The organism is Streptomyces sp. CAI-85 (assembly GCF_013363615.1).
Classification (GTDB): domain Bacteria; phylum Actinomycetota; class Actinomycetes; order Streptomycetales; family Streptomycetaceae; genus Streptomyces; species Streptomyces antibioticus_B.
Genome location: NZ_JAANNX010000001.1, coordinates 222,203 through 248,656, shown reverse-complemented (window position 1 = coordinate 248,656; position 26,454 = coordinate 222,203). Strand labels below are relative to the sequence as shown.

Here is a 26,454-nt window from a genome sequence, read left to right as displayed (position 1 = left end):
CGGAGGCGTGATGACCGGCATGTCGCGCCCGTCGGACCCGCCGGCCGCACCGCCCGCCGAACGGGCCGAGAACAGCGCGCGGATCCGGGCGCCCCGCAGGGGCGAGGTGGTCTGGCGCCGCTTCGGTGACATCCGCGGCACGCTCATGGCCCCGCAGCTCCTGCTGCTCCAGGTCGCGCACCCCGTCGTCGGCGCCGGGGTCGCCGACCACAGCAACTTCCGCGCCGAACCCTGGCCCCGCCTGATCCGCACCCTGCTCTCGCTCACCACCGTCGTCTACGGCGGTCAGGAGGCGGCCACCGCCGAGGCGCGCCGACTGCGCCGGATGCACGCCGGGATGAAGGGCACCGACGCGGCGGGCCGCCCGTACCGCGCGCTCGACCCCGAGGCGTACCACTGGGTCCACGCCACCCTGGTCAAGGGTCCCGTGGACGCGCTGACCGTGTTCGGCAGGGGCATGTCGGAGGGCGAACTGGAGGAGTACTACCGGGGGATGCGGGACGTGGGCCGCGTGTGGGGCCTGAAGGAGCGTCAACTGCCCCCGGACTGGCCGTCGTTCCTCGCCTACTACGACGACATGGTCACCCACCGCCTGGAGTACAACGCGTCGGTGCGGGACGTCCTCGCCGAACTCGCCCACCCGGCCAAGCCGTTCAACCGTCTGCCCGACCCGCTCTGGACCCCGGTCGCCCGACTCGTCGCGCACTACGCCTTGTTGGTGACCGTCGGCACCCTGCCGCCCGTCCTGCGTGAGCGGCTGCACCTGAGCTGGAGCCCGCGGCAGGAGCGCGCCCTGCGCCGGTTCGCCCGCGCCGTACGCGTCCTGACGGCCCTCGTGCCGCCGCCGCTGCGGCTCACCCTGGCCCTGGTCCTCGCCCGCCGGGCGGCGGGCCGCTCTACTTGACCTGCACGATCTGGATCAGGTTGCCGCAGGTGTCGTCCAGGACGGCGGTGGTCACCGGGCCCGCCTCCACCGGCTCCTGGGTGAAGCGCACCCCGAGGCCGCGCAGCCGGTCGAACTCCGCCGGGACGTCGTCCACGGCGAAGGAGGTGGCCGGGATGCCGTCCGCGACCAGCGCCGTCGTGTACGGCCGTACGGCGGGATGGCCTGCGGGTTCGAGCAGCAGTTCGGTGCCGTCGGGGTCCTCCGGGGACACCACGGTCAGCCACCGGTCCACGCCCAGCGGGACGTCGTGCTTCTTCACGAAGCCCAGCACATCGGTGTAGAAACGCAGGGCCTTCTCCTGGTCGTCGACGAAGACGCTCGACAGATGGATCCTCATGGGCCCATCAAAGTCGGGCGCCGCCCGGTCCGCTACCCGGCCGGTGTCACAGGTAGTCCTCCAGGCGGGCCACGGTGAAGCCCTGCTCCTGGATGCGGCGCAGCATGTTCGCCGTCATCTCGGTCATCGTCGTGCCCTTCAGCTCGGACGGTCCCCGGAAGTGGGCCAGGATGATGTCACCGGGGTGGAGCTTCTTGTCGCCGCGCTGGTACTGCATGTTCTTGATCTGCATGGACTCGCGCCACAGGACGATCGCCTCGATACCGCAGGACGCCGCGGCGGTCCGGGTGTCCTCGTTCCAGTTGCCGTAGGGCGGGCGCAGCAGCCGGGGCGCGGTGCCGTACCGGTTCCTCAGCTTCTCCTGCTGGCCGCAGATCTCCTGCTTCTGGGCGGCCGCGCCCAGGGTGCGCAGATTGGGGTGGGTCAGCGTGTGGTTCTGGACGCCGGCGCCGAGGTCCTGGAGCTTCTCGAAGTAGCCGTAGTCGGAGCTGATGGCGGAGTCCGTGAGGAACGTCGTGAAGGGGATCTTCAGCTCGCGCATCATCGTCACGAACTCCGGGTCCTTCTCGGCGCCGTCGTCGAAGGTGAGGAAGACGATCTTCTCCTCGGTGGGTATGTCGCTGATCACCGGCACCCCGCCGTCGCCCGTACCGCTCGTCCCGCCCGTTCCGCCCGCCGTCCCCGGGCTCGCGGGCTTGTCGGCCGGCGGGGCCGGGGGCGCCGCCAGCGGCTCGATCCCCCACTTGCGGTAGGCCGCCTCGGTGCCGGTCCGCGCGCCCGCCTCGGTGCGGGACGGCCGGGCCTCCGGCGCGGAGGGGCGCGGGGAGGAGGTGGGGGAGTCCGCCGCGCGCCCGGTCCCGCACCCCGTCGCCAGCCCCGTCACCAGCAGGAGACCGGCCAGCGCCGCCCCCATGATCCGCCTGTCCACCGCGTGCCACCCCATGCCGTTCGTCCGCTCGCACCGTTCGCACTGCTTGACGGCGAACATGTGTCCGAGGTTCCGTCCGGGAGGGGACGCTGACGCTCCGGGAGGGATCCCTGACGCAGGGGAGTGGACCCGGGGCCCGGTCCTGACCGATCGTGGGCGGCATGAACGATCACCACACGGCCCGCGCCGACATCCCCGGCGACAAGACCGACGAGATCGAGGAGGTCCGTCGATTCTGGGAGCGGCTCGGGCTGCCCGGGCTGATCGACGTCCACACGCACTTCATGCCCGAGCGCGTCCACAGCAAGGTGTGGGAGTACTTCGACGCGCTCGGGCCGATGACCGGCGGGCTGGAGTGGCCGATCACCTACCGGCAGGAGGAGGCGGAACGCGCGGACCTGCTGCGGCGGTTCGGCGTACGGGCCTTCACCGCCATGCTCTACCCGCACAAGCCCGGCATGGCCCGCTGGCTCAACGGCTGGGCGGTCGACTTCGCCCGCCGCACCCCCGACTGCCTGCACACCGCCACCCTGTACCCCGAACCGGGCGTCGAGGCGTACGTCCGGGAGGCCGTCGAGGCCGGGGCGCGCGTCTTCAAGGCCCATGTGCAGGTGGGGGCGTACGACCCTGCCGACGAACTCCTGCTGCCCGCCTGGGGGTTGCTCGCCGAGGCCGGGGTGCCCGTGGTGATCCACTGCGGCTCGGGACCCGCCCCCGGCAAGCACACCGGGCCCGAGCCGATCGCCCGGGTGCTGGCCCGGCACCCCCGGCTGCGGCTGATCGTCGCGCACATGGGGATGCCCGAGTTCGAGGAGTTCTTCGGCCTCGCCGAGCGGTACCGGGAGGTGCGGCTGGACACCACGATGGCGTTCACCGACTTCACCGAGTCCTTCATGCCGTTCCCGCGCACGGCCCTGCCCCGCCTGGCCGACCTGGGCGACCGGGTCCTCCTCGGCACCGACTTCCCCAACATCCCCTATCCGTACGCGCATCAGCTCCACGCGCTGGAACGGCTGGACCTCGGGGCCGACTGGCTGCGCGCGGTGTGCCACGACAACGCGGCGGAGCTGTTCGGCACGGCCGCGCCCGGTCAGGCGGGGGTCTGAGAGGCGTCCCGAACGATGATCTTGCCCAGGTTCTCGCCGCGCAGCATCCCCAGGAACGCGTCCACGATGTGCTCGAAGCCGTCCACCACCGTCTCATCGAGAGCGAGCCGGCCGCTCCGGAGGTGCGGCACCGCGAACGCCTCCAACTCCTCCTGCACGTCACGGTAGTTGCTGACCAGGAAGCCCTCCATGCGGATGCTCTTCTCCACGATGTCCGCATGGTCGAAGCGCGGCGGCGGCGCGTCCGGGGTGTTGTACTGGCTGATCGTGCCGACCCGGACGATCCGTCCGAACTCCCGCAACGCGCCCACCGCCGCCGCCAGTTGCTCACCGCCCACGTTGTCCACGAACACGTCGAACCCGTCCGGCGCGACCTCGGCGAGCAACGCGGCGGCCGGTCCGGCATGGTGGTCGAAGACGGCGTCGTAGCCCACCTCCCGCGTCAGATACCGTGCCTTGGCCGCCGAACCCGCGCTGCCCACCAGCCGTCCGGCGCCCAGCAGCCGGGCGAACCGGCCCGTCGCCGTACCGACACCGCCCGCCGCGGCCGACACGAAGAGGTCGTCGCCCTCCCGGAGCCGGGCGATCCGGGTCAGCCCCACATAGGCGGTCAGGCCGGTGCCGCCGAGGACGCTCAAGTGTGCGGTCAGGGGCACCCCGTCGAACCGGGGCAGTGTCCGGCTCTCCTCCGGAGTGACCACCGAGTGGGTGCGCCAGCCCCGCCGGTGGAACACGATCTCGCCCTCGCGCAGCCCGGGCGTGCGCGAGGCGACCACCCGCCCGAGGGTCCGGCCCTCCAGGGGCGCGCCGAGCGCGAAGCCGCCGGGCACGTCGTCCATCATCTCGCGGTGGTAGGGGTCGACGGACCAGTAGAGGTTCTCCACGAGCGCGCTGCCGGGCGCGGGTTCGGGCAGCGGGGACTCGACGAAGGCGAAGTCGCCGCTGGTGGGGAAGCCGTGGGGGCGGGCGGTCTGCTGCACGGTGAGCGCGATGTCGTTCATGCCGGGACCGTAGGACGGGAATGCCCGGCCCCGGCAGCCGGTTGGGTTCATGCGACCCGCCGTTTCATGAGCCGTACTCATACACCGAGGTGAGCGCCCCGTGGCCCGCACGACCGACTCCGATCTCGCCCCGCGGGAGCTGCGGGTCCTGGTGGCCGTCGCCGACACCGGCGGCTTCTCGGCGGCGGCCGGCGCCCTCGGTCTGACCCAGTCCGCGGTCTCCCACTCGGTGCGCGGCAGCGAGCGCAAGATCGGCGCCGTCCTCTTCGACCGAGGCCGCGGCGGCGCCCGCACCACACCGGCCGGGGAGCGGGCCGTCACCCACGCCCGCCGGGTGCTGCGGCTCCTTGACGTGCTGGCCGCCGAGGCGCGCGGCGCGGCCCGGCCCGACGCGGCGGAGGGGGTGGTGCGCATCGCGGCGTTCCGCAGCGCCGCCCTCCATCTGCTGCCTCCCGTCCTGCGGCGGCTGCGCGACCGGCACCCCGGTATCGAGCCGCGGGTGCGGGTCGTCCGCGAGGTGGGCCGGGGCACCGCGGGCGAGGTGGCCGACGGCAGGGCCGACCTGGCCGTCGCCACCCTGGGCGGTTCGGCGCCGCTGCCGCCGGGACTGGTGGCGCACGGGCTCCTCGACGAGCCGTACTCCCTCGTGCACGCGCCGGGGCACCCCGCCCCGCGCTCGCTGCCGCTGGTCGACTGGGTGGAGAACTGCGGCTCGTACACCCGCGACTGGTGGGCCGCCCAGGACTGGATCCCGAAGGCCACCATCGAGGCCGAGGACGACGGGGCGGTGCTCTCCCTGGTGAGCGGCGGCCACGGCATGGCGATCATGCCGGCCCTCTCCCTGACCGGAGCGCCCGACTCGGTACAGATCACCGACCTCGGGCCCGGCCGTCCGACCCGCCGGGTCGGCTATGTCACCACCTCCGAACTGGCCGGCTCGGCCGTCGTCCGCGCGCTGGTACGGGAACTGCGGGCGGCGCTCCCCGCGGGCCGGGGAGCGCCGTAAGTCCTTCGCGCTGTGGGCTAGTTGGCGGGCACGGTGTCCTCGAACGCGGTCCCGGCGGCCCGGTAGGCGTTGACCTTGGCGGTGACCTGGGCCGGGGTCAGCACCTGGTCCTTGACGTGGAGCACGTAGTCGACCTGCTGGTCGTAGGAGCGGGCGGTGGTGGAGCTCTGCCCGGCCAGGTCGATCAGCCAGTGGTTGAAGTTGATCGACATGGGCCGCTCGGGCAGATAGGCCGCGTCGTGGGTGCCGAAGTGCTGCCCGTCGACGTAGTAGGTGATGGCGCTGTTGTCGATGGTGACGACCAGGTCGTGCCAGCCGGCGTAGCTCTGGCGGGACTCGGTGTGCTGGTTGACGGCCTGCCACGGGTCCGGGTTGTAGGTCTCCCAGGACGTCGTGTAGAGGATGTTGGAGGGCTCGCCCCAGCCGCCGTTGGGCAGATACTCGAAGTCGTACTCGGCGTAGTCGTCGGCCATCGGGGCCTTGAGGTCGTTGATGGTGAAGAACGTCTGCACCAGGTGGTCGCCGTCGGGCCCGGACACCGGCGCGTCGGAGAACTTGACCCGGGCCGCGTAGGTGCCGTTCTTGAACTTCGTGGCCTGGGTGAGGATTTCGGTCTGCTTGGTGCTCGCCGCCGTGCCCGCGGTCGAGGTCCGCAGGTTCATCACGGAGTTGCCCGCCGAGGTGGCGAAGGTGACGTTCTCGGGGGCCCAGGTGGCGCCGGGCACGCCGGGGCCGCCCGCGTTCGCGCGGACGCTCCAGCCGTTGGCGGCGATCCTCGGGTCGCTGGAGGTGGTGTAGGTGAAGTCGTCGAACAGGGTCTGTCCGCCGGTGGGCGGGTCGGTCGGCGGATCGGTGGGCGGGTCCGTCGGGCCGTTGCCCTCGGGGGCGGTGCCCCACACCGTGCTGCCGGACAACTGCGCGGTCACCTTCGACCAGTCGGCGTACGTCGTCTGCGTCGGCCCGAACGAGTAGTCGTCGCTCTGCCGCAGGACCTGCCAGTCGGCGCGGTGGAAGCGCAGTTGCATGTCCCCGGTGTCGGCGCCGGGCGCGAGACTGCCCGCCCCCGGCGTGAAGCCGATCTCCAGGTAACGGTCGGCGGTCGCGGTGGGGTGGGCGAGGGTGCCGAAGGTGCCGGTGATGTTGCCGCAGCCCTTGACCGCCCAGGAACAGGCGAACCGGTAGGCGGTGCCGGCGCCGTCGGCCTTGAAGTAGTAGCGGACCTTGACGGTGCTGAGCTGGACGGCTCCGTCGCCGGTGTTCCTGACCTTCAGCCAGGGCTCGGACTGGTCCGCCGTGGCGCCCGTGGCACTGGTCCGGTACTGGACGGCCACATCGGCGGCGGCCGCTCCGGCGGTGACGGGCAGGGCGGCGAGGCCGGCCGCGCCGAGGACCACGGCGACGGCCGCGGCCACACTGGCGCGTGGCCTGCCCGGACGGGTTCGTGACGTCATGCTGATTCCTCTCATGTGGGGTTGTCGCGGTGCCGGGCGGGGAGGGGGCCGTCGGATCTCAGGGACGGCGGCCCACTCCCAGCGCGTCGAGCCGCGGGGTGTGCCGGTCGAGGCGGGACCGGAAGTCGTCCCATGCGGTGGGCCCGCTCCAGCCGCGGTCCGCGAGGGCGCACAGCCGGGGAAAGGTGAGGTGCTCCAGGCGCTCGGGCGTCGCGGCGAACTCCGTCCAGAGCTGCGCCTGCGTGCCCAGCACCCGCGCGGCGGCGTACGGGTCCGCGCCCTCGGGCACCGGATCGTGGCCGTGGACGTCCCGCAGGCCGACCACGGCACCCGGCTGGCCCGGCGGCTCACCGGGGTCGTCGCGCTGCGGATAGTCCAGGTAGGTGGCCCGGTAGTGGGCGTTGACGACGTCGTGTCCGCGGCCGGCGGCGGCGAGGGCGTGCGCGGGATCGCGCCAGGCCATCACCGTGAAGCCGGCGGGCAGTTCGGTGCCGGTCTCGGCCCAGCCGACCGGCCGCCGCCCGGCACGCACGAGGACCTCCCCGATCCGGCCGAGGAACCAGCGGTGCAGTCCGGCGGTCCCGCCCAGCCCCTCGGACGCGACCCGGGCCTGTGCGACGGGACTGCGCTCCCACTCCGTGCGCGGGCACTCGTCCCCGCCGACATGGACGTACGGCGACGGGAAGACGTCCATGACCTCCTCCAGGACGGTGCGGCAGAAGTCGAGGACCTCGTCGTGCACGCCGAGGACCGTGTCGCACACCCCCCACCTGGTCCAGACGTCCAGCGTCCGGCCGGGATCGTTGCCCAGATGCGGATAGGCGGCCAGGGCGGCCCGGACATGGCCGGGCATCTCGATCTCCGGCATGACCGTCACCCCGCGCGCGGCCGCGTACGCGACCAGGCCCGCCAGTTCGGCGCGGGTGTAGGCGCCGCCGTGCGGGACGCCGTCGAAGGTGTCGCCCGTCGCCCCGACCAGGGACTGTGCGCGGTGGCCGCCGATCTCGGTGAGCTTGGGGTAGGCCGCGACCGGCATCCGCCAGCCCTGGTCGTCGGTCAGATGCAGATGGAACACATTGATCTTGTGGAGGGCGAGCAGGTCGACATAGCGGCGCAGATAGGCGGCCGGCTGGAAGTGCCGGGCCACGTCGAGCATCGCGCCGCGCCAGGGATGCCGGGGGACGTCGGTGATCTCGACGCAGGGCAGGGTCCAGCGCACCCCGCGCTGCGGTGTCCCCGCCAGCGCCCGTACGGGCAGGAGCTGACGGAGGGTCTGCACCCCACGCAGCAGTCCGGTGAGCCGGGCGGCGCGCAGCAGCACGGAGCGGGGGCCGACGGTGAGGCCGTAGCCCTCGTCGCCGAGGCCCGTCAGACCGGGGTCCAGGGCGAGGACGACGGTCCCGTCCGCGGCGGGGCTCAGCGGCAGTCCCGTGGCGGGGGCCAGCAGCGTGCGCAGCAGCTCCGCGGCCGGTTCGGCTCCTTCGGTGACGCGCAGGGAGGTGGTGGGGGAGAAGGTGAACGTTCCTTGTCGGGCACGGGACTTGGTGGGCCGGGGCAGCAGGGTGGCGTCCGGTGGGGGTGCGGGCACAGAGGTCTCCCGGAGGGGTCGGCGTGCGGGGCCGGTCGGTCAGCCCTTGACGGCACCGGCGGCGAAGCCGGAGGTCACATGGCGCTGGAGCAGCAGGAACACGGCCAGGGCCGGCAGGGCGAAGAGGGTGGAGGCGGCCATGGTGGCGCCCCAGTCGGTGCCGAAGACGTTCTGGAACGAGGAGAGCCAGACCGGCAGCGTGCGGCTGTCCTGATGCTTGATGATCAGGAAGTTGGCGTAGGTGAACTCGTTCCAGGCCGTGATGTAGCCGAACAGCGAGGTGGCCATCAGACCGGGGGCGAGCAGCGGGAACGCGATGTGCCGGAAGGCGCCGCCCCGGGTGCAGCCGTCGACCTGCGCCGCCTCCTCCAGTTCGGGCGGGATGGCGGCGATGAAACCGCGCAGCACCACGATGGTGAACGGCAGCGTCATCATGAAGTAGATCAGCGTGAGCGTCGGCAGCCGGTCGAGCATGCCGGTGTCGCGGGAGATGATGTAGACCGGGATGATCAGGGCCTCCCAGGGCGCCATCTGCGCGATGAACACCATGAGGACGAACTGCCGCCGGCCGCGCCACCGCATCCGTGCGACGGCGAAGGCGGCGCCGAGCGCCACCACCAGCGCGAGCAGGACCGCGCCGAGGGTGACGAGGATGCTGTTGCGCCAGAACAGCCCGAACCCGTCGGCGTGGACCGCGGTGCGGAAGTGGTCCAACGTCCAGGTCTGCGGCAGCAGTTGAGGCGTGTCGGACTGGATGTCCCGGTTGGGCTTGAACGCGGTGGCGACCATCCAGTAGACGGGGAAGAGACAGACGGCGATCGTCAGCCCCGCCGCGATGTGCAGGGGAAGGCGTCGAAGACGCACGCGTGCCGACCTCACAGGGCCTCGCCCTCCTGGCGGAACATCTGGCGGAAGTACAGGACGAGCACGGCGGCCATCAGCGCGACGGTCACCATCGAGGCCGCCGAGCCGAGGTCGTAGCGCTGGCTCGACAGGGCGGTCTGGACGGCGTACACCGGCAGGATGGTGGTGGCGTCGCCCGGACCGCCGTTCGTCATCACCCAGATCTGCACGAACGCCTTGAACGTCCAGATCACCTCCAGCGAGAACACCAGCATGAAGATCGGCCGGATCGTCGGGAAGGTCACCGAGCGGAAGATGCGCGGGGCCGAGGCGCCGTCGAGCCGGGCGGACTCGTACAGCTCCGTCGGCACCGTGGTCAGCGCCGAGTACAGGGTGACGGCCGCGAACGGCACGGACTGCCAGACGATCAGGACGACGAGGATCGTGAAGGCGGCCGGGCCGTGCGCGAACCACGGATAACGGTCGAACGACTCGAAACCCAGGCTGGTCAGCGTCCAGTTGACGATCCCGAACTCCGAGTGGAACAGCCACTGGAACACGGTGGTGGCGGCGAGCACCGGCATGGCCCAGGCGAGCACCAGCGCGCTGAGCACCGCCGTACGGCCCACCCGGCCCAGCCGCTCGATCACCAGGGCGACCAGGGTGGCGAGCACCATGATCAGGACGACGTTGACCGCCATGAACAGGAACGTGCGGCGCACGACCTCCCAGAAGCGGGCGTCCGCGAGCAGCGTGCGGTAGTTCCGCAGGCCCACGAACTCGGCGTCGCCCCGGATGAGTTGGCGGAGCCGGAAGTCCTGGAACGAGATCAGCACGGCGCGCGCGAGGGGATACACCAGCAGATACAGCATCCCCAGCACGGTCGGGGCGACCAGCAGATACGGCCACGCCCGGCCCGGGGTGCGAGGGGCGCCGGGGGCCGGCTGGGCGGGCCGCCGCCGCACCGGCCGGGCGGCCGGGAGCCGCTTCGCCGGGCGTTCGCGCACTGTCGACACGACGTCTCTCCTTCCGGGGTCGGGCCGCGACTTCCTTTTCAGGAGCCCGACTTCATGGCGCTGGTGATCGACTCGGACGCCTTGGCCGCCTCGGTGCGGGCGTCGGCGCCGGTGAGCACGGCCGTCATGTAGTCCTTGATCGGGTTCTTCGCCTCGACGGCGGCCCAGCCCGGGGTGTTGGGGGTCGCCCGGCCGACGGCCGCGCCCGCCGCCATCGCCGCGGTGCCGGGGTCGGAGGAGACCGCGTCGGCCAGGGTCGTCTTGTTCGGGACGTAGCTCATCGCCTGGGCGAGCTTGCGCTGCCAGGTGTCGCCGGTGAGTTCCTTGACGAAGGTGAACGCGGCGTCCGGCTTGCCGGAGGCGGCCGGGATGACCAGGTCGGAGCCGCCGATGAACACCGACCCGGGCTGGTCCGCCGTCTTCCCGGGGATCGGGAAGAAGCCGAGCTTGCCCTTGAGTTCGGGGTTGCTCTCGATGACGACGTTGGCGCCGCCGGGCGTGGAGATGATCTGGGCGACCTTGCCCTGGGCCATGACCTCGGCCTGCGGCGGCTCGGCCTCGTCGGAGTCGCGGGGGCCCTTGCCGAGCGCCTGGAGTTCCTTGTAGAAGTCCATGCCGCGCAGGGCCTCGGGGGTGTCGAGGGTGCCCTTCCAGGAGCCGCCGGACTCGGTGGCCAGGTCGCCGCCCTCGTCCCAGATGAACCCGGCCAGCGCGTACCAGGTCTGTCCGGGCAGGTAGATCCCCTGCGTACCGGCCTTGTCGAGCTTCTCGGTGGCGGTGATCCACTGGTCGCGGGTCTTGACGGCGGCCGGATCGACGCCCGCCTTCTCGAACAGGTCCGTACGGTAGATCACGACGCGGTTGGCGGCGTAGTACGGGATGCCGTACTGCTTGCCCTCGTAGGCGCCGGGCTCGGCCAGACCGCGCAGCCAGTCCTCGCCGCCGAGTTCGTCGACCTTGTCACTGAGGTCGAGCAGTCCGCCGCTCTGCGCGAACTGCGCCACCTGGGTGTTGCCCGTCTCGATGACGTCCGGGGCGTCGTTGCTGGCGAGGGCGGCGGTGACCTTCTCGCCGATGCCGTCCCACTCCTGGATCTGCACCTTCACCTTGATGTCCGGGTGCGCGGACTCGAAGCCGGCGACGAACTCCTTCTGGAACGCGGCCGACACGCTGTCGCGCATCAGCCAGACGTCGATCGTCGTGGTGCCGTCGGCGGAGTCGCCGGACGAGCCGGAGCCGCCACAGGCACTGATGCCTCCGGCGAGGACCAGTGCACAGACACCTGCAAGCATGCGGAGCTTCACAGTTCACCCCTGGGAGAATGGCGCCGGACCACCTGACCAGTTGGCGAACTGGACAGGTGACCTCTTGTTGGTCGATGAAGGTGGCATAGACCAATAGGGGCGTCAACCCCTTGTGTACGAACGGGTTTTGGGGAGACTTGCGACGAGAGATCGTCTCGCTGTCCTCCCGGAGTGGTTACACTGCACCTGACCAGTGACGGCGGGTGGTCAACAGTGAGAAGGTGGTCAGGTGACAGCGCGGCAGGGTGACAGGCAGGCGGGCGGGGCGGGGGCTTCCGGTGCGTCGGGGGCGGTCCTCAAGCGGGAGCGCGTCCGCGACTACCTCCTCGAACTCATCGAGTCGCTGCGCCCCGGCGACGCCATCGCCTCCGAACGGTCCCTGTGCGCGACCCTCGACGTCTCCCGGCCGACACTGCGGGCGGCCGTCGACGAACTCGTGGCCGCCGGGCTGCTCGTGCGCGAGCACGGGCGGGGCATGTTCGTCGCGCCGGAGAAGATCACCCAGGAACTCGTCTCCGACCAGCGGGCCATGGCCCTTCCGCGGGCCTCGGGCGCCTGGTCGAGCCGGCTGCTGGAGTTCACCACCGTCGCCGCCGGCGCCCGGGTCGGCCGCAAGCTCCGGCTGTCACCGGCCACGCCCGTCGTCTTCGCGGCCAGACTGCGGCTCGTGGACGGCGAGCCCATGGCCATCGAGCACCTCCACATCCGCGCGGACCTCGTACCCGCCCTGACCGCGGGGGAGTTGGAGACGGGCGACCTGTACGACCACCTGCGCGACGGGCACGGTGTCGAGGTCAGCGAGGCCGTGCAGACGATCGAGCCCACCGTCGTCAGCCAGGCGGAGGCCGAACTCCTCGGGGTGCCGCACCTGTCACCCGCGCTCCTCTTCGAACGCCTCACCAGCGACACCGGCGGCCGGCCCGTCGAGTACGTCCACTCGGTCTACCGCGGCGACCGCTACCGCATCGTCTCCCGCCTCACCCTGGGCCCCAAGGCCCCCCACGAGCCGGCCGCCGGCCACCTCCCGGGCATCCCGCCCGGCGCCTTCGCCCACCAGGACACGGTCGCCCTCACCACCCAGGGAGACATCCACCCGCCCCGCTGACTCACACCCCGGCCACTGCGAGAATCCCGGCCGCCCGCGCCGCGACCAGCCAGTCCGGGAACTCGCCCATCAGCCGGTCGTAGAGGACCGCGTCGGACATACGCTTCGGGTCCTTCCCGGCGGCGAAGAACCCGGCGTTGTCGACCACCCGCCTGCGCGGCACCGCCAGTTCGTCGAGCTTCCGCGCGTAGTCGGTGGTCCCCATGTGCCCGAGCGCGTCATGGATCGCGGCGACCCGGCCCACATGATCGTCGAGCCCGATGTCGACGACGGGATGAGCGTCGGTGTCGAAGAAGACGGTGGGCACGACGCCGTCGTCGTCCAGGTTGGCGTTTCGTGAAGTCGGCACGACCGTGTTCCCGTATTCCGCAGATTCATACCCGCCGAATTCGAAGGCGTGAAGAAGAATTCGGGGGGCACTTGAGTGAGCGGAGGTTGATAAACATGGTTCCCCTTCTGGTAGTTCTTCTTCTCGCTCTGCTCCTTTTCGGTGCCGGGTTCGCGCTCAAGGCGTTGTGGTGGATCGCGGTGATCGTGCTGGTGCTGTGGCTGCTCGGCTTCGTGGTGCGGCCCGCCGGGAGCGGTGGCCGTAGGGGTCGCTGGTACCGCTGGTGAGTGACGCCCCAACGGAAAGGGCCCTGTCCGCGAAGGCGGAGAGGGCCCTTCGGCGGTTTTACGGGAATTAGGCGTCCGGGAGCGACGCCGTCAGGTCCTCCCACGCGCCGTGGACGTCCTCGCCGACGATTCCGAATTGGGTGATCATGGCGACGCAGTGGCCGTCGGCGTCGTCCAGTTCCAGGGCCGAGGTCAGTCCGTGGGCCGCCGGGGAGCGGACGAGGTGGCAGGCGTGGACGGCGGTGAGGTCGAACTCGAACGACGCGTCGGCGATCGCCGCGAACACCCGCCCGCCCACGGTCCGGTCGGTGACGTGGACCCGGCCGGCGCACGCCTGCACGGCCGCCGGGGCGAACACCGCGACGCCGACGGGGAGTCCGACGGAGCACACGTGGTCGAGGACCGAGGGGAGGACCTCCACGTCGACCGGGCGGTGCTCGGCGCCGTAGCGCGCGAACGCCCGGCGCCGCGCCGCCCCGCCGTCCGTGAGGACCGCGTCGAGCTGGGCGAGCTGGTCGCCGTTCTCCCAGGCCGGGACCTCGCACACGGCGGACGGGTCGGCGAGCCGCGATCCCGCGTCCACCGTGCGGGCCAGGCCCGCCAGCAGGCGGTCGCCGTCGGACAGCAGCCGGCCCTGGTGCGCGGTGCGGCCGTCCTCGTCGAAGAGGTGCAGGGCGACCGTGCCGGTGCCGTCGTCCCGGGCGACCACCGCCGACGCGATCCCGTCGCCGTCCAGCCGCAGCGTGATCGAGCCCGGCCGCACGGCGAACGCCTCGCCGCGCAGGCTCGGGACCGCGTAACTGCCGGCCTGGTCGATCCGGGCGACCGGCCCCCCGGTGACCGCCTGCACGTACTGGAACAGCGTCAGACAGCGGGCCAGCTCCGGCATCCGCGCGTCGATCAGCCGCACACTGCTGTTCCGCCGGCCGCAGCAGCCCTCGAACACGCAGCCGCGGTCGGCGTGATGGTCCGTCATCCTCAGTACACGTCCCGTACGTAGCGCTTCGCCCGGCGCAGGTCCGCCAGGTACTCCGCCGCGTCGTCCTCGCCGCGTCCGCGCTGCTCGCCGATGACGCCCAGCAGCGCGGCCTCGACGTCCTTCGCCATCCGGGAGGCGTCGCCGCACACGTAGACGTACGCGCCGTCCTCCAGCCACGCGTACAGCTCGCGCGAGCGTTCCCGCATCCGGGTCTGCACATAGATCTTCTCGGCCTGGTCGCGGGAGAACGCCAGGTCGAGTTCGGTCAGCACCCCGCGCTCGCGCAGCGCGGTCAGCTCGTCCTCGTACACGAAGTCCGTGGCGCGGTGCTGGTCGCCGAAGAAGAGCCAGTTGCGGCCCGAGGCGCCCCGCGCGGCCCGCTCGTGCAGGAAGCCGCGGAACGGCGCGATGCCCGTGCCGGGGCCGATCATGACGATCGGGGCGTCGTCGTCCGCCGGGACGCCGAAGGAGGCGTTCGGCTGGAGGTGGACGCCGACCGTGGTGCCCTCGGCGGTGCGGTCCGCGAGGTACGTCGAGGCGACCCCCTCGTACCGGCGGAGCGCGTTCGCGTAGCGCACGGAGGCGACGGTGAGGTGGATCCGGTCCGGGTGGGCGAGCGGGCTGGACGAGATCGAGTACTGGCGGGCCTGCAACGGCCGCAGCAGCGGCAGCAGTTCGGCCAGTCCCGGGGCGGCGGACCCGGCGTCCCGCAGCAGGTCGAGGACGTCGCGCCCCCACAGCCAGGAGTCGAGGTCGCCGCGGTCGCCGTGCGCGACGACCGAGGCGAGGTCGCTGGACGGCGCCCGTTCGACGAGGTCGGCGATCAGCTCCTTCGACGGGGTGCGGATCTCGCGGCCGGTGCGCAGCACCTCGACGAGCGGCCGCCCGTCGACCTCCTCGTCGCCGCTCGCGCCGAGGTGTTCGAGGAGCGTGCCGATGAGCGCGTCGTCGTTCACCGGGACGACGGCCAGCGCGTCGCCCGCCGTGTAGGTGATGCCGCTGTCGCCGAGGTCGAACTCGAAGTGGCGGATCTCCTTCGCGCTGTCCGGCGAGGACAGCAGCCGGTTCACCGCGAGCCGGGAGGGGTACGGGTTGCGCTTGTTCCAGGGCGAGCGCGTCCGGGCGGGCGCCTCCGCGCCCGGCTCCGCGCGGCCCTCGCCGCCGCTCGCGCCCGTCTCCGCCGCGATCAGCTCCAGGACCGCCGTCGACCACACCCCGGCCGGCTCCTCGAAGTCGACGTCGCAGTCCACCCGGTCGTGCAGCCGGGTCGCCCCGAGCTGCTCCAGACGGGTGTCGATCAGCTTCGCGGCCTGGCAGAAGTCGTCGTAGCCCTGGTCGCCGAGGCCGAGGACCGAGTAGCGCAGCCCCTCCAGGCGGGGTGCCGTGTCGGCCTGGAGCGCCTCCCAGAACAGTCCGGCGTTGTCGGGCATCTCGCCCTCGCCGTAGGTCGAGGTGACGACGAGGACGTGCGACATCGCGGCGAGCCGCTCGGGCGTGACGGCGTCGAGCGCGAGGGCGGTGGCGCCGAGGCCGCGGGCGCGGGCCCCGGCGACGAGTTCACCGGCGAGGAGTTCGGCGTTGCCGGTCTGGGTGCCGAACAGGACGTCGACGGTGGCCGCGGGCGCGTCACCGGCCGCGCTGTCGCGCCGGCCGGCGGCCGCGATACCGGCGATGAACCCGGCGAGCCAGGCTTCCTGCGCGGCGGAGAACGGGGCGTCGGCCGGGATGAGGGTCCCGCTCGGGGGCATGAGCTTCACGCGGTCACCGTCTCGGTCGGGGCCTGCGGGACGCGGCGTCCGGCGATGTCGTCGAGCGCCGCCGTGGCGAGCAGCTCGTCGAACCGGGCGGCGCGCACGCGGCCGGCGTTCTTGGCGTTCTGGTGGAGGATCCAGCCGTAGGTGCCGGGGGCGTCCACGCTGAGGTTGTTGCGCTGCCGCAGCGCGCTCTTGTAGTCGTCGAGCCGCTTGATCGCGATGAGCGTGGCGAGTTCGCCGTCGTCGAAGCGGTCCAGCGTGCCCCGCAGATACTTCACGACGCGCTGCTTGACGAAGAAGTCCTCGGTGAGGACGAGGTTGCGGACGGCCTCGGCGACCCGCGGATCGTCCGGGCCGCTCGCCCCGGGCACCCGCTGGAGCGCGAGGTCCTGCGCCGCGCCGAGCACCGCGTACGACGACAGCAGCGAGAACATGTCGTCGCTGCCCTGGTCGCCGAAGGCCGGGGCCCGGCCGCCGAGCACGGTACGGCGGTCGCGGTAGTCGACCTTGAACGCGCGCAGCTTGTCCGTGGCGATCGAGGTCGCCAGCTCGTCCAGGAGTTCGGAGCGGGTGGCGGCGGCGAGGATCTCACCGGCGTCCTGGGACAGCAGCAGCGCCCGCGGCATCCCGCAGTACACGTGCCGCCGCTCGTTCTCCCAGTCCGCCAGCAGCCGGGCCGCGAGCGGCGAGCCGGTCGCCTCGGCGTGCCAGGCCAGCAGCAGGCGTACGGCCTGCTCGTGGAAGGCGCCGTGCCCGGTGTCGGTCACCGGGAACACCAGCAGCGAGTCCGCGCTGACCCGCCCGGCCAGCTCGCCCTCCGGGTCGTACTGGTAGAGGAAGCCGCCGCTCATGCCGTTGCCGAGGCCCTTGCCGAACCCGCCGAGGTTGAGGACGGTGCCGCCGGTCATGTACTCGCAGCCGAAGTCGCCGACGCCCTCGACGACGGCGGTGGCGCCGGAGTTGCGGACGGCGAACCGGTCGCCGGCCTCGCCCTGGACGAAGGTCCGGCCGCCGGTCGCGCCGAACAGCGCGAAGTTCCCGACGAGCACGTTGCCGCCGCGTTCGGCGCTGCCGCCGCCCGGGGCGCGGACGACGATCCGGCCGCCGCTCTGGCTCTTGCCGACGCCGTCGTTCGCGGTGCCGGTGTGCTCCAGGGTGATGCCGTCGTTGCAGAAGACGCCGTACGACTGTCCGGCCGAGCCGCTGGTGCGGATCCGGACGGCGCCGTCGACCAGCCGGCGGCGGCCGCGGTCGTCGGCGACGACGGCGGGCACGTCGCCGTCGAACTCGTGGTTGAGGAGCCGCTCGACGTCGATGCCGAGCTGGCCGCCCACCGACTTGTCGCTGTTGCGCAGCCGGATGCCGTCCACGAGCACGGACGGTTCGCGCCGGTCCACGAGCGCGGCCCGGACCCGCTCGATGAGCGCGTCGTCGGTGGTGAAGTCCTTCTCCAGGTACTCCGGGTCCGCCACGGTCTTCTCGGGGACGCGCGCCAGCAGCCGGCGCACGTCGAGCCGGCCGACGCTCGCCGGGTGGTCGAGGAGCTGGAGCAGGTCGGTGCGGCCGCGGGCCTCGCGCAGCGAGCGCAGTCCGAGCCGGGCGAGGATCTGCCGGACGTCGTGCGCGATGTTGAGGAGGTACTGCGCCAGCGCGCGCGGGTCGCCCTCGAACGCCTCGGCGTTCGTGGTGAGTCCGGCCGGGCACTTCACGTTGCAGTTCTTCGCCATGACACAGCCGAGCATCATCAGCGCCGTGGTGCCGAACTCGAAGCTGTCGCCGCCGAGAAGGGCCGAGGTGACGACGTCGCCGCCGGTCTGGTGCGCGCCGGAACAGCGCAGCACGACCTTCTGCCGCAGCCCGTTGGCGACGAGCGCCTGATGCACCTCGGCGACCCCGATCTCCGCCGAACGCCCCGCGTACTTCAGGCTGGTGACGGCCGCGGCACCCGTACCGCCGGTGTTCCCGGCCACGTTGATGACGTCCGCGCCGGCCTTGGCGACGCCGACCGCGATGGTGCCGATGCCCTCCGAGGACACCAGCTTGACGACGACCCGGACGCGGGCGGCCTTGCAGTCGTGGATGAGCTGCGCGAGGTCCTCGATCGAGTAGGTGTCGTGGTGCGGCGGCGGCGAGATCAGCTCGACGCCCGGGGTGCCGCCGCGCGCGGCCGCGATGTCGACGGTGACCTTCGGCGCGGGCAACTGGCCGCCCTCGCCCGGCTTCGCGCCCTGACCGATCTTGATCTCCAGCTCCTGGAGCATCGGGTCGGCGAGATAGCCCGCCCAGATGCCGAACCGGCCGGACGCGAACTGCTTGATGCGCGAGCCGCGGATGGTGCCGTAGCGGGAGTGGTGCTCGCCGCCCTCGCCGCTGTTCGACATGCCGCCGACCATGTTGGTGCCGTGCGCGACGGCCTCGTGCGCGGTCGCCACCAGCGCGCCGTGGCTCATCGCGCCGGAGGCCAGCGACCGGGTGATCTCGTGCGCGGGCTGCACCTCGTCGAGCGGGACGCTGTCCGGGGCGCCGTCCAGCAGCGCGAGCAGCCGGGCGGCCGTACCGACGGCGGTGACGTCCACGCGGTCGGCCCGCACGTCCACCGTCTCGACCTCGCCGGGGTGCGCGAGGGCGAGCCCCGCGGCCAGCGCGGCATGACGATCGGCGCCGTCGGGCCCCGGCACGGTCAGGCTCAGCCGTACGGCCGTCCCGTCGAGGGCGGAGACGGTGACCCCGCGGGCCGTGACGCTGGCGTTGCCGGTCGTGGAGAACCGGCCCAGCTCGCGGGCGAAGTCCTCCGCCGTGCGCAGCCCGGTGACGTCCGCGGGCAGCGCGAGCACGTCCCGCAGCGCGGCCGGGCGGCGCGAGCGCTCCTCGTGCGTCGTGCGCAGGAAGGCGCGGTACCCGGGGGTGATCCGGAACGCGTCGATCTCGGCGTCGCTCAGCGCGTCGTACCCGGTGTTGCGGTACGCGGCGTCGGTGATGCCGAACGCGTCGTCGAGCTGGCCGAGGGTGAGCAGGCGCAGGGCCTCCGGGTCGCCGGGACGCCCGAACTCCGGCCGCTCCTCGGTCATTCCGCCGAAGCCGCGCACGGCGGTGACGCCGAAGGAGTGTCCGGCGCCGTCCGACCGCTCCTTGAACAGGCCCAGCAGCGGGATCTGCTGCTCGGTCTCCACGGCGCGGGCCCGCTCGTGCCAGTCGGTCGCGGCCTGCGCGATCCGGGCGAAGCCGACCCCGCCGACCGGGGCCTCCATGTGCGGGAAGGTCCGCGCGAACACGTCGTCGCGGGTGTCGAGGTAGTTGGGCTCGAAGAACTCGCCGCCGATGTAGCTCTCGGCGGTGCACAGTCCGACCCGGCCCATGGTCTTGGCGAGCGACTTCTCCGCCGCCTTGCGGAACTTGGCGAGGGCCCGGTCGGTCTCGGTGATCTCACCGGCGGGCGCCGCGGCGCTCGGGTACTTCTCCTCGGCGCGCAGCCGTGCGCTGAGGCTGTAGACGGCCGAGGCGCCGAAGCCGAGCGCGGTCGCCACATGGTGCGACGAGGCGAGCTGGCCGCTCTCGGCGACGATCGAGACCCGCAGCCGCAGCCCGGTCTCGATCAGCCGCTGGTTGACGGCGGCGACGGCCAGGATCACCGGCAGCGGGGCGCGCGTCGAGGAGATCGCCCGGTCGGTGAGGAGCGCGATCCCGCCCCCGCCGGCCGCGAACCGCTCCACGTCGTCGCAGAGTTGGCCCAGCGCGGTGCGGAGCGCGTCGGCGTTGGCCGTCTCGTCCCCGGACACCGGGGTGTAGAGCATGGCGAACCGCTCCAGCGGCACGATCCGCTGGTCACGCAGCCGCACCATGTCGAGATGCCCGAGCACGGGCGAACTCACCACGAGCTGACGGCCGTTGGTGTTGCCGGTGCCGTCCGGCTTGGGGCCGAGCGCGACGCGCATGCTCATGCCGTCGGCCTCGCGGATGCTGTCCAGCGGCGGGTTGGTGACCTGGGCGAAGCGCTGCGAGAAGTACTTCGCCATACCGCCCTCGGTGTCGCTGAGCGCGTTGATGGCGTTGCCGTACCCCATCGCGGAGATCCGCTCCGACCCGGTGGCGAGCATCGGGTCGAGCATGAACCGGAAGCTCTCCTGGTTCAGCGAGTACGCCACGTACCGGCCCGCGAGGCTCAGATCGCCGTCGTAGCCGAGCGTCGTCGTGCCCCGGTAGTAGTCGGGCGCCGGCAGGTCGTCGAGGTTCACCCGGGCCGCGTCGAGCAGCTCGCTGTACGGGCGGCGCGCGGCGAGGGCGTCGAGCACCTCGCGGGTGCGCATCCGGCGGCCGGTGCGGTGGTCCATGACGAGCATGCCGCCGGCCTCGATACGGCCCCGGTGGACCACCTCGTCGTCGGGGAACGCGACCTGCCCGGCCTCCGACGCCACCATCAGGTACTCGGCGGTCTCGACGGTGCGCAGCGGGCGCAGGCCGAGCCGGTCGAGCCGGGCGCCGACCACGTCGCCGTCGCTGAAGATCACGGCCGCCGGACCGTCGTTCTTCTCCTCGTACAGCGAGAAGTACTCCAGCATGTCGCGGACGGCGTCGGGCAGGGTGCCGTCGTTCTCCCAGGCGGGCGGCATCAGCGACACGACCGCCTCGACGAGGTCGAGACCGTCGTCGAACACCCGGCTCTGCAAGGTCTGGTCGAGCCGGCTGGAGTCGGACTGCCCCGGCGGGCGCACGATGCTGCGGGTGCGGGCCCGCGCGAGCGCCTCGTCGGAGAGCCGGTTCTTGCGGTCGGTGTTCAGCTCGCCGTTGTGCGCCATGAGGCGGAACGGCTGCGCCATGGTGGGGTGCGGCTCGGTGTTGGTGGAGAACCGGGTGTGGAAGTACAGCGAGCGCACGGAGTGCCGCGGGTCGCACAGATCGGTGAAGTACCCGATGACCTCACCGGAGTTGAGCCGCCCCTTGAGCACCTGGGTGCGCGCGCTCAGCGACAGCGGATACAGCCCGGCGCAGGTGTCGTCGGCGTAGGCGACGGCCTCGACCGCGAGCAGCGCGCGGTGCGCGGCGGCGTCGACCTCGGCCCGCTCCCACTGCTCGGGCGCGCGGAACACCCACTGCACGATGGGCAGTTGGTACTGCTCGGCGGCGGGACGGGCGACGCTGTGGTCCACCGGCACGTCACGGACGAGCAGCACCTCGAAGCCCTGCGCGGCGATGCCGCGGCCCACGAGGTCCACCGCGGCCTCGCGACGGTCCGCGTCGGCCGGCACGAAGCAGTTGGCGACGCCGAAGTGCCCGGCGCGCAGGGCCTGTCCGGTGAGCGCGCCGAAGAACTCCACCGACAGGTCGACGCTCACACCCGCGCCGTCGCCGACACCCTCGGCCGAACTGCCGCCACGGTGCGGGATGGCGCGGAGCGCTTCGTCGCCCTTGAGGATGACGTCATGGCTCGGCGTCCCGTCGAGACGGGTGAGGAAACCGACGCCGCAGTCACTGTGGTCGCGGGCAGGGTCGTACAGACCCGAGGTCGAGTGATTCAAGAGCGGTCCTGAGAGCGGGTTCCGGCAGCGGAACGGCCAGGCTGCGTCGGTGAAGCGCTCGCCGCGGGCGGACCGTGCGACGGTCCGGACCCTGGGTGGTGCGGTGGAGAGGGGTGCGATAGAGAACGGTAAGGCTTGCCTTACTTCCATGGCAAGTGTGTGTTGCATGTATGTGACGCCGAGACTACGCCGACCCGCGCCCCTCCCGCCCACCCGTCTCGCCCGGTGGACGCTGTACCTTCGACCGGGACGAGACCGAGGAGGCGGAGCAGGTGGGAGAGGGGACCGTGGGGAGAGCCGCACGGGCCGGGTCCGCCCCGCGCTCCCGCGCCCCGCTGAGCAAGGCGCGCGTCCTGGTCACCGCCGTCGCGCTGGCCGACGAGGGCGGGGTCGACGCGCTCAGCATGCGCCGGATCGCCCAGGCCCTCGACGTCGTCCCGATGGCCCTCTACAAGCACGTCGCCCATAAGAACGCGCTGCTGGACGGCATGATCGACGTCCTCGTCGGGGAGATCGACCCGCCCGCCCAGGACGCCGACTGGAAGACCGCCGTCCGTGGACGGGTCCTGTCCGCCCGCCGCATGCTGCTGCGCCACCCGTGGGCGCCCGAGGTCATCGAGTCCCGGATGAAGGCGCGGGCCACCCCGACGCCCGCGGTCATGGCCTACCTGGACTCGATGATCGGCCTGTTCCGGGCCGGCGGGTTCCCCATCGGCCTGGTTCATCACGCGATGCACGTCATGGGCAGCCGGCTGCTCGGCTTCTCGCAGGAGCTGTTCCAGGACACCCCCGGCGGTGACGGTCCCGGCGGCGAGCCGGACCCGGACGAGCCGTCCCCCGAGGAGATGGCCGCGCGCTATCCGCACATCACCGCCCTGGCCATGGCCGTCGCTCACGACGAGGACTCCGTCGTCGGCTCCGGCTGCGACGACCAGGCCGAGTTCGAGTTCGCCCTCGACCTGACCCTGGACGGCCTCGAACGGCTGCTCGGCCGGACCTGACTCTCCCCCCTTGACGGGTGTACGGCGTACACCTACCTTGCCCAGAAGGAGGTGTACGCCGTACACCTCGACGCGGCGGCGAGGGGATGGGGGAGACCGATGAAGGCGATCGTCCAGGAGAGGTTCGGGCCGCCGGACGTGCTGCGGCTGGTGGACACCGACCGGCCCGAGCCGGGCGCCGGCGAGGTCCTGGTGCGGGTGCGGGCGGCCGCGCTCAACCCCTACGACTGGCACATGCTGCGCGGCGACCCGTACGTGGCGCGGCTGCTGGGCGGCGTGGGCCGGATCCGGCCGCTCTCCCGGGTGGCCGGGATCGACGCGGCCGGACAGGTGGCGGCGGTCGGCGACGGCGTCCGGGGGCTCCGGCCCGGCGACGAGGTGCTCGGGTTCTGCCGCGGCTCCTTCGCCGAGTACGCCCGCACCCCCGCGGACCTGCTGGTGCCCAAGCCCGCGCACCTCACCTTCGAACAGGCCGCGGCCGTCCCGATGGGCGCGGTCACGGCCCTGCGCGGCATCCGGACCGTGGGACGGGTGCGGGCAGGACACCGGGTGCTGGTCAACGGCGCGGGCGGCGGCGTCGGCACGTTCGCCGTGCAGATCGCCGCCGCCCTGGACGCCGAGGTCACCGGCGTGTGCAGCGCGCGCAACGCGGACCTGGTGCGCTCGCTGGGCGCCACGCACGTCCTCGACTACACGCGGGAAGACTTCACCGACCGGCACGCGCACTACGACGTGATCCTGGACAACGTCGGCAACCACCCGCTGCGCCGCCTGCGCCGGGCGCTCACCCCGACCGGGACCCTCGTCGCCAACGGCGGCGGATCGCCCGGCCGGGTGTTCGGGGCGATGGGCTTCATGCTGCGCACGGCCGCCGTCGACACCGTCGTCCGCCAGCGACTGCGCCCGATCCTCCCGGCCGCCCCGTCCGGACCGACCCACGACGACCTCCTCGCCGTAACCGCCCTCATCGAGTCCGGCACGCTCACCCCGGTCGTCGACCGCACCTACCCCCTGACCGACACCGCGGAGGGCGTCCGCCATGTGGAGCGGGGGCATGCGCGGGGGAAGGCGGTGGTCGTGGTGGGGTGAGGGGGCGGGGCGGCCTCCTCACCCCGGCCGGACCTGCCGGGGGGATGTCTCAGCTCCTCTCCCTCTCCCGCTGCCGTCGGGCCCCGGGGACCCCGGCCGCGCCCGGCCGACGGGGGGCCGCAGGGCGGGGATGCAGTTCGATCGCCAGGGGTGCCGCCGTGAAGACCGAGGAGTACGTGCCGACCGCCAGGCCGATGAGCAGGGCCAGGGCGAAGTCGGTCAGCGTGTCGTCGGCGAGGACGGCGAGGGTGGTCAGGATGAGCGCCGCGCCCATGCCGGTGTTCACCGTGCGGGGGAGGGTCTGGAGGATCGCCTTGTCCGTCAGCCGGGGCAGGGCGGCCGTGCGGTCGCGGGCGATCAGCTCACGGACGCGGTCGAAGAGGACGACGGAGTCGTTGACCGAGTAGCCGATGACGGTGAGCAGGGCCGCCAGGAACACCCCGTCGACCGGCTTGCCGAGCCAGGCGAACGCGCCGACCAGGATCAGCGCGTCGTGGGCGAGCGCGCCGACGGCCGCGGTGGCGAACCGCCAGCGGAAACGGACCGCGAGATAGATCAGTTGGGCGCCGAGCGCCAGACCGAGGGCGATCAGGGCGTTGCGCCGCAGTTCGTCGCCCAGCGTGGGGCCGATCAGCTCGTCGCGGACCTTCTGGGTGTCACCGCCGAGCCGGCCGACGGTCTCCGTGACGGTCGCCGCCTCGGTGTCGGTCAGTTGCTCGGCGCGCACGGTGAGCCCGGTGTCCCCGGAGGACTGGACGACCGCGCGCGGGAACCCGGCGTCGGTCAGCGCGGCACGGGCCCGGTCGGGATCGACGGGCGTGCTCGTCGTGTACTCGATGAGACGGCCGCCGGTGAACTCGATCCCGAAGTCCAGACCACGCACCAGGATCCCCGCGACGGCCACCACGAGCACGACGGCGGAGGCGGCCAGCCAGCGGCGCGGACGGCGCATCAGCGACGGGTCGCGCCGCACCAGCCGGTCACGGACCCAACCGGAGCCCGCGATTCCGGTCAGCCGGGGCCGCCGGTAGACCGCGGGGCGGCTCACCGCGTACTCCGCGAGCACCCGGGTGATCAGCAGGGCGCTGATCATCGAGGCGAGGACACCGATGCCCAGGGTGACGCCGAAGCCGCGGACCGGCCCGGAGGCGAAGGCGAACAGCAGGGCGGCGGCGATCAGCGTGGTGATGTTGGAGTCGGCGATCGCGCTCAGCGCCCCGCGGAACCCGGCCGCCAGCGCCGACCGCGTGCCCGCCGTACCGGAGCGGCCCCGCGCCGCGCTCTCCTCACGGGCGCGTTCGAAGACCAGCACGTTGGCGTCCACGGCCATGCCGATCGCCAGCACGAACCCGGCGAGACCCGGCAGCGTCAGCGTCGCGCCGAGCGCGGCCAGGGCGGCGTAGGAGATCAGGCCGTAGCAGGCCAGGGCCAGTGTCGCGAGGAAGCCCATGAGCCGGTAGACGGCGATGATGAACAGCGCGGTCAGGCAGGTGCCGATGACGGCGGCCCAGGCGGCGGCGGTGATCGCCGCGTCGCCCAGGGTGGCGCCGATCGTGCGCTGCTCGACGGTCTCGACCGGTACGGGCAGGGCGCCGCCGGAGATGAGCAGGGCCAGTTCGCGGGCCTCGGTGTCGTCGAACGACCCCGTGATCTGCGTGCTGCCGCCCGTGATGCCGGCCCCGCAGCCCACCGAGGCGGCGACCTGCGGCGAAGAGATGATCTTGTCGTCGAGGACGATGGCGATACGGCGCTGCGGGTCGCCCGCGGGATGGCACGCCGCCCGCGCGGTCAGGTCCGCCCAGCGGTCGCTGCCGGTGCCGGTGAAGTCGACGGTCACCTGCCATCCGGCGCCGCTCTGCTGGTCGAACCGGGCGTCGGCGCCTTTCACTTCCTGTCCGGTCAGACCGGCGGCCGCGAGCCGCAGCGGCTGCCCTGACTCGTCGGGCAGGGTGCGTGCGGCGGCGGGATCCGCCGGGCTTGCCGAGGGTGCCCCGGCGCCCGGGTTCTCCTCGGTGCCGAGGACCGCGTGGACGGTGAGCTGCGCGGTGCGGCCCAGGACGTCGGCGGCCTCCTTCGGGTCCTGGACGCCCGGCAGTTCGACGATGATGCGGTTCTCGCCCGAGCGGACGAGGGTCGGTTCGGCGACACCGAGCGCGTCGACGCGGCCGCGCAGCACCTCCAGGGTGCGGTCGGTGGCCTCCCGGCCGGCGTCGGTGGTGGGGGTGGAGCGGGTTTCCAGCACGATCTGGGTGCCGCCGCGCAGATCGAGCCCGAGACGGACCGGCACGGTGAGCGCGATGGCCAGCGAGCCGATGAGCACGGCGAGCGCGAGGAGCGCACGCACGCGTGAGGAGTTGTTCCGGCGTTTCAACACAAGCCTCCGACAAGGCGCGTCAGGGCAGGGGCGAGCCCGGCCGTGACGGGAGAAGGGAGAGGAAGGGGGTGTCTCAGGTGCCGGGGGGTGTCGGAGGTGCCCGGCCGCGATCGTGCGCGGTCCGGCCGGGGGAGACGGACGGCTGCGCTGCGCGCGCGGACGCGGGTGCGTCGGCCGTCGGGGCTACGACCGGACCGCGGGTGGTGGTGACGGGGGTGTCCGGCGCGGACAGGCGTTCACCGCTGTGGTCGTGCCGGAGCCTGGCCTGGGCCGGGCAGCCGGTGGCGCACGCGTCGTCGGCCCGCGGACCGCTGTCCACCGCCGTCGCCACGGCGACCCCGGTCCCGGAGGCTGCGGTGGGCGCGGCGGGTGCGGACAGCCCGGGGACCAGCGCCAGCAGGACGGCGAGGAGTACGGCGAGCCGGGCGGCCGCGGTCGGGACGGTGCGGGGTGCCGGGCGCATGCACCGTCCCTTCGGCAGACGTGGAGGTGGACGAA

At 72.6% G+C, this 26,454-nt stretch carries 20 protein-coding genes and 1 pseudogene; 7 read left to right on the top strand and 14 right to left on the bottom strand.

The window, feature by feature from the left end:
* Positions 1–10 precede the first annotated feature (10 nt).
* Entirely contained in the window at positions 11–904 is an 894-nt protein-coding gene (locus tag G6W55_RS01010; RefSeq protein ID WP_254876045.1) for an oxygenase MpaB family protein, read from the top strand.
* Here the strand turns inward: G6W55_RS01010 and G6W55_RS01005 are convergent.
* Complete coding sequence (locus G6W55_RS01005; RefSeq protein WP_175518789.1) at positions 897–1,283, bottom strand: VOC family protein; 387 nt, start codon at positions 1,281–1,283, stop codon at positions 897–899. The genes G6W55_RS01010 and G6W55_RS01005 overlap by 8 nt on opposite strands.
* A gap of 46 nt (positions 1,284–1,329) precedes the next feature.
* Entirely contained in the window at positions 1,330–2,226 is an 897-nt protein-coding gene (locus G6W55_RS01000; RefSeq protein WP_175519153.1) for a polysaccharide deacetylase family protein, read from the bottom strand.
* Between the two features lie 146 nt (positions 2,227–2,372).
* Here G6W55_RS01000 and G6W55_RS00995 point away from each other — a divergent pair, with 146 nt between their 5' ends.
* Complete coding sequence (locus tag G6W55_RS00995; protein ID WP_175518788.1) at positions 2,373–3,317, top strand: amidohydrolase family protein; 945 nt, start codon at positions 2,373–2,375, stop codon at positions 3,315–3,317.
* Here G6W55_RS00995 and G6W55_RS00990 read toward each other — a convergent pair.
* Complete coding sequence (locus tag G6W55_RS00990) at positions 3,302–4,318, bottom strand: NADP-dependent oxidoreductase (protein WP_175518787.1); 1,017 nt, start codon at positions 4,316–4,318, stop codon at positions 3,302–3,304. The genes G6W55_RS00995 and G6W55_RS00990 overlap by 16 nt on opposite strands.
* A gap of 100 nt (positions 4,319–4,418) precedes the next feature.
* Here G6W55_RS00990 and G6W55_RS00985 point away from each other — a divergent pair, with 100 nt between their 5' ends.
* Positions 4,419–5,324: a LysR family transcriptional regulator gene (locus tag G6W55_RS00985; RefSeq protein WP_175518786.1), complete on the top strand. Its 906-nt coding sequence runs from the start codon at positions 4,419–4,421 to the stop codon at positions 5,322–5,324.
* Between the two features lie 17 nt (positions 5,325–5,341).
* Here the strand turns inward: G6W55_RS00985 and G6W55_RS00980 are convergent, their stop codons facing one another.
* From G6W55_RS00980 to G6W55_RS00960, 5 genes are read right to left on the bottom strand one after another with little or no spacing between them, the layout of a single operon-like run.
* Positions 5,342–6,775: a cellulose binding domain-containing protein gene (locus tag G6W55_RS00980; protein WP_175518785.1), complete on the bottom strand. Its 1,434-nt coding sequence runs from the start codon at positions 6,773–6,775 to the stop codon at positions 5,342–5,344.
* Between the two features lie 58 nt (positions 6,776–6,833).
* Complete coding sequence (locus G6W55_RS00975; protein WP_175518784.1) at positions 6,834–8,363, bottom strand: beta-N-acetylhexosaminidase; 1,530 nt, start codon at positions 8,361–8,363, stop codon at positions 6,834–6,836.
* A gap of 39 nt (positions 8,364–8,402) precedes the next feature.
* On the bottom strand, positions 8,403–9,242 hold the full coding sequence (locus G6W55_RS00970; RefSeq protein ID WP_175518783.1) for a carbohydrate ABC transporter permease: 840 nt from the start codon (positions 9,240–9,242) through the stop codon (positions 8,403–8,405).
* Positions 9,239–10,222 (bottom strand): carbohydrate ABC transporter permease, encoded by a 984-nt coding sequence (locus tag G6W55_RS00965; RefSeq protein ID WP_175518782.1) that lies wholly within the window; start codon positions 10,220–10,222, stop codon positions 9,239–9,241. Before G6W55_RS00965 ends, G6W55_RS00970 begins: the two co-directional genes overlap by 4 nt.
* Positions 10,223–10,260: 38 nt before the next feature.
* Positions 10,261–11,514 carry an extracellular solute-binding protein gene (locus G6W55_RS00960; RefSeq protein ID WP_175518781.1) on the bottom strand — a complete coding sequence of 418 codons (1,254 nt, stop codon included), beginning with the start codon at positions 11,512–11,514 and terminating at the stop codon, positions 10,261–10,263.
* A gap of 241 nt (positions 11,515–11,755) precedes the next feature.
* On the opposite strand from G6W55_RS00960, the gene G6W55_RS00955 reads away from it, so the two are divergent.
* A complete protein-coding gene (locus G6W55_RS00955; protein ID WP_175518780.1) occupies positions 11,756–12,631 on the top strand; it encodes a GntR family transcriptional regulator in 876 nt (291 codons plus the stop codon).
* Position 12,632: 1 nt separating this feature from the next.
* Here the strand turns inward: G6W55_RS00955 and G6W55_RS00950 are convergent.
* Positions 12,633–12,965: pseudogene (locus tag G6W55_RS00950) on the bottom strand (VWA domain-containing protein); the annotation flags it as partial.
* 110 nt (positions 12,966–13,075) lie between these two features.
* Between G6W55_RS00950 and G6W55_RS00945 the strand changes: the two are divergent.
* The gene (locus G6W55_RS00945; protein ID WP_078636460.1) at positions 13,076–13,246 is read left to right on the top strand and encodes a DUF5670 family protein; all 171 of its coding nucleotides are present in this window, start codon (positions 13,076–13,078) and stop codon (positions 13,244–13,246) included.
* Positions 13,247–13,313: 67 nt separating this feature from the next.
* Here the strand turns inward: G6W55_RS00945 and G6W55_RS00940 are convergent, their stop codons facing one another.
* The 3 genes from G6W55_RS00940 to G6W55_RS00930 are packed head-to-tail and all read right to left on the bottom strand — an operon-like array spanning position 13,314 to position 21,492.
* A complete protein-coding gene (locus tag G6W55_RS00940; protein ID WP_175518779.1) occupies positions 13,314–14,222 on the bottom strand; it encodes a hypothetical protein in 909 nt (302 codons plus the stop codon).
* A 2-nt stretch (positions 14,223–14,224) separates the two neighbouring features.
* A complete protein-coding gene (locus tag G6W55_RS00935) occupies positions 14,225–15,973 on the bottom strand; it encodes a sulfite reductase subunit alpha (RefSeq protein WP_175519151.1) in 1,749 nt (582 codons plus the stop codon).
* A gap of 5 nt (positions 15,974–15,978) precedes the next feature.
* Positions 15,979–21,492 carry a glutamate synthase-related protein gene (locus G6W55_RS00930; RefSeq protein ID WP_175518778.1) on the bottom strand — a complete coding sequence of 1,838 codons (5,514 nt, stop codon included), beginning with the start codon at positions 21,490–21,492 and terminating at the stop codon, positions 15,979–15,981.
* Between the two features lie 287 nt (positions 21,493–21,779).
* Between G6W55_RS00930 and G6W55_RS00925 the strand changes: the two genes are divergently transcribed.
* Together G6W55_RS00925 and G6W55_RS00920 are read left to right on the top strand one after the other, a co-directional pair.
* Positions 21,780–22,493, top strand: coding sequence for a TetR/AcrR family transcriptional regulator (locus G6W55_RS00925; RefSeq protein ID WP_175518777.1), 714 nt, complete (start codon positions 21,780–21,782; stop codon positions 22,491–22,493).
* Positions 22,494–22,592: 99 nt separating this feature from the next.
* Positions 22,593–23,582, top strand: coding sequence for an NAD(P)-dependent alcohol dehydrogenase (locus G6W55_RS00920; RefSeq protein WP_175518776.1), 990 nt, complete (start codon positions 22,593–22,595; stop codon positions 23,580–23,582).
* 49 nt (positions 23,583–23,631) lie between these two features.
* On the opposite strand, the gene secD is transcribed toward G6W55_RS00920, so the two are convergent.
* Together secD and G6W55_RS00910 are read right to left on the bottom strand one after the other, a co-directional pair.
* Entirely contained in the window at positions 23,632–25,926 is a 2,295-nt protein-coding gene (gene secD, locus G6W55_RS00915) for a protein translocase subunit SecD (RefSeq protein WP_309243588.1), read from the bottom strand.
* A 103-nt stretch (positions 25,927–26,029) separates the two neighbouring features.
* The gene (locus tag G6W55_RS00910) at positions 26,030–26,419 is read right to left on the bottom strand and encodes a hypothetical protein (protein ID WP_175518774.1); all 390 of its coding nucleotides are present in this window, start codon (positions 26,417–26,419) and stop codon (positions 26,030–26,032) included.
* Positions 26,420–26,454 lie beyond the last annotated feature (35 nt).